This is a genomic window from Loktanella sp. SALINAS62, from assembly GCF_018263905.1.
Taxonomy (GTDB): Bacteria; Pseudomonadota; Alphaproteobacteria; order Rhodobacterales; family Rhodobacteraceae; genus Loktanella.
Window position 1 is genome coordinate 1 of record NZ_JAAFZU010000017.1, and the last position, 3,399, is coordinate 3,399.

Consider the following 3,399-nt stretch of genomic DNA (forward strand, 5'->3'; position numbering starts at 1 on the left):
TCGTGGATGTCGGCGCGGCTGAAGCGATTCAGCACCGCAAATGGTGGCAGGACAAGCTCAAGGGTGGAAAGCTGAAGGCCGCCTCAGCCAACAAGGACTTTCACTATGTCGCGGGCATGTTGCGGCGGTTTTACGATGACCTTGATCAAGCAGCACCGCCTCGGCCCTACGCCGGTGTTTCGATCCGGGACCGTCATGCCAAACAGACGCGTAAGCGTGAAGTGCCGGTCGACTGGATCAGGGACCGCTGGTTGGCGCCTGGCGCTCTGGATGGGATGAACGATGAGGCGCGCGATATCCTGCTTATCAGTATCGAGACCGGGTGTCGGCAGTCGGAGATCATGGATCTGCCTGCGCGGGCCTTTAATTTGGACGGACCGATCCCGCATCTGATGGTCGCGAACGAAGAGGGTGGAGAGAACGCGGCCGACAGGCGCGAGATCAAGAACATCCATTCCGAGCGGCAGGTGCCGCTTGTGGGTCTCGCCTTGGCAGCCGCGAAACGTCATCCTGAAGGCTTCCCCCGCTACCGGCACAAGCGCAGCTACTCGGACGGCGTGAATAAATTCTTGCGTGAGAATGAGTTGCTGCCGGACGGTGTGACAATCGGTGGTGTGCGGCACACGTGGGAGAGCCGGTTGAAGGCCGCGCATGTGCCGATGGACGATCGTGGCGAGATCATGGGGCACAGTGTCAAGGAAGTCAGGGGCCGCGAGGTCTACGGGGACGAAATGGCACTGCTGATGCGGCGCGATCTTGTCCAGAGCATTGCGTTTCCGGTGCCGCGCCACCTGGCCTGACGTCTCAGCGGGCCTTGCGCGCGATCGCCTTGGCCCGCGCCAGCGCGTCGGTTGAGCGGCGTGCCGCGTCGAGCTCGGCCTCCAGGCGCAGGAAGATCGGCAGATAGCGTGTGTTGTTTTCCATCAGAACGGCCACGTGCGCGAGCGCTTTCTCGATCCGTGCGGCATCAATGACATCGTCCGGCCGCAGCGCATGCCGATGGCCCGCCCGCGCGGATGCGCGGTCGGGGCCGTTGGCTTGCGTTGATGTCGGTGTGTTGGACAAAGGAATACCGTGCGCGGGCGACGCGTCTGTTGAAGGTTGCGATGACAGGGGGATGTCGTGTGACGTTGTGACTGCAATCTAACAGGTTGAAATGAGAATTGCAGCGTTTCGGCTGATCAAAGTCGTGGAGAAACTGAATTTTCCTGTGGACGGAGAGGTCAGAGGTATTGACAGGCTGCCTTCTATTCACACGGGGGTGATAATTCAGGCCGTAATGTTTCATTCCACAGAGCCTCGCCGGAATGCCATTTCCCGTTAAAATTATGTGTATAAATTAAATGACAAAATTCAGAAGGGCGAGTTTGAGGGCGATAAAAGCAAAGTTGTCCACATTTTTCTATATAATAAGACAAAACAATAACGCATTAACGCTATCTGGGTCGATTTTGCACTTCTATATTCATGTCACTCCCGAACTGCTGGAGCTCATGAAAGGAACGACACCATGTTTACGAAATCTAAGATCACTAATCGCACGTCATCGTCTGCGATTCCGCCTATTACGGGGGCTAGCGTTGAACGCGCAGATCTCCCCAATGATGGAATCCCGCACGACAACACCAACGTAAGGGCTGTGGTGGTGCAGGCGGCGCCTGACACTGAACCTGCCGCTGCGGTCGCGGCGGACGCTGCCGCCGGACCGCCGGACTCGCCGCAGGACGCTATTGCCGCGCCGCAGCCGCGTGCGACGACATGCGAGACTCCCGTGTCTCACGCAGCTGAGGCAGAGGCGGTTGATCCTGATGCCGCTGAGGCTGACGGTGCCGATGGCCCGGTGGCGCCCCAGGATACGTCTGGGCAGGCCAGTGATGACCACGCGGAGGCGGGTGATCCCGTCACGCAGGACGCGGCGTGCGTGCTGCCGCCGCAGGACACGGAAGCGGCGGCGGGTTGGCCGTCGGTGGATCTGAATCTGATCGGGGCGATGCCGGAGGTCAAGGTGCCGCTGGACATCTTTCCTGATGCGATCGCTGACTTTATCCGCGCGGTCGCAAGGACGACCGGGGCGTCTGAGGGCTACGTCGTCGCGACGCTCTTGGCGATGACGTCTGCGGCGATCGGCAATGCGCGGATCGGGCGCGTGGGTCCGGAATGGACGGTGCCCAGCATCCTGTGGTTCTTGTTGGTCGGTGTTCCGGCGTCGGGCAAGAGCCCGGCCATGGGCCGGACTTTGAAGCCCTACCGGGGGCTGGAGGCTGAGTGGCGTGCGGCACATGCTGCGGTTGGCCAGCCTGGTATGGATAGTGTTGAGGCGGGCTGGCGTCAGGCAGATGCACATGAGCGGGGGCAGACCGTCTCGGCAGGGATCGGTCCCGCACCGCAGTTCATGTGTGAGCTCATGACTTTTAACGGGATGATCGAGCTGATGCAGAAACATCCGCGTGGTATGCTGGTGACGGCGGACGAGATCGCGGGGCTGATCAAGTCGATGCCTGCAAATCTGCGAGCTCTGTTCCTCAAGAGCTTTGACGGTGATGACTTTCGGCGCAATCTTAAAAACGAAAGCATCGATCTGCCGCGCGTGGCGATGTCGATGGTGGGGTGCATGCAGCCTGGCATTCTCAAAACGCTTTTGCCCAACCTCGCGCTGGATGGCGCCTTGGCGCGGTTCTTTGTGGTGCTGGGTGCTCCGCAGTCAGCTGGGGACTTGGATGCCCACATCAATGATGGACCGGTGCTGGAGATGTTGCGCGGTCTCAGGGCGCTGCAGATGGATGCGGGTCCGAGCGGACCTGTGCCGCGCGATGTTCCCTTTACGCGCGACGCCCGCGACCTCATCGCCGACCGTATGGCTGCCGCACGGCTGGCGCATGAGACGGGGATGATGGAGGGCATCATCGCCAAGAGTGACGGCACGGTCGCGCGGCTGGCACTGGTGCTTGCGCTGATGCGGGTTGTGTCGGGCGCGCCGGACACGACAGAGACGGTCGCGGCAGAGGATGTGCGCAATGCGGGCAAGCTCTTCGATGACTACCTGTTGCCGATGGCGCGGTCGGCGTTCTGGTTGAACGGTTGCACCGAGATTGAGCTGGCGGCCCGCGCAGTCATCGTCAAGCTGCAGGCCGAAAGGGTTGCATCGATCACCGTGCGGGAGCTGCAGCGCATGGCACCCTCAAAGTTCGACAAGGGTGACGCCTTCACGGATCTGATGATCTGGCTGGAGCGGGCGCATGTGCTGCGGCTGATGCCGGCTGCACCCAGTGGACCGCAGGGTGGTGCGCCGAGCAAGCGCGCGATGGTGAACCCGCAGATCTGGCCGCCGGGGGAGGCCCCGCAGCCTTCATAGGCTGCGCCGGTCGATGCAGGCCTCGTCGGTCCCCGGGCCCGCGAGGC

At 61.6% G+C, this 3,399-nt stretch carries 2 protein-coding genes and 1 pseudogene; 2 read left to right on the plus strand and 1 reads right to left on the minus strand.

Annotation, left to right across the window (positions count from 1 at the left end; genetic code table 11):
* Positions 1-800, plus strand: a pseudogene (locus tag GZH79_RS07280) (hypothetical protein); the annotation flags it as partial.
* Between the two features lie 4 nt (positions 801-804).
* Here GZH79_RS07280 and GZH79_RS07285 read toward each other — a convergent pair.
* Entirely contained in the window at positions 805-1,065 is a 261-nt protein-coding gene (locus GZH79_RS07285) for a hypothetical protein (RefSeq protein WP_211643129.1), read from the minus strand.
* An 856-nt stretch (positions 1,066-1,921) separates the two neighbouring features.
* Here GZH79_RS07285 and GZH79_RS07290 point away from each other — a divergent pair.
* Positions 1,922-3,352: a DUF3987 domain-containing protein gene (locus tag GZH79_RS07290; protein WP_211643130.1), complete on the plus strand. Its 1,431-nt coding sequence runs from the start codon at positions 1,922-1,924 to the stop codon at positions 3,350-3,352.
* Positions 3,353-3,399: the final 47 nt, after the last annotated feature.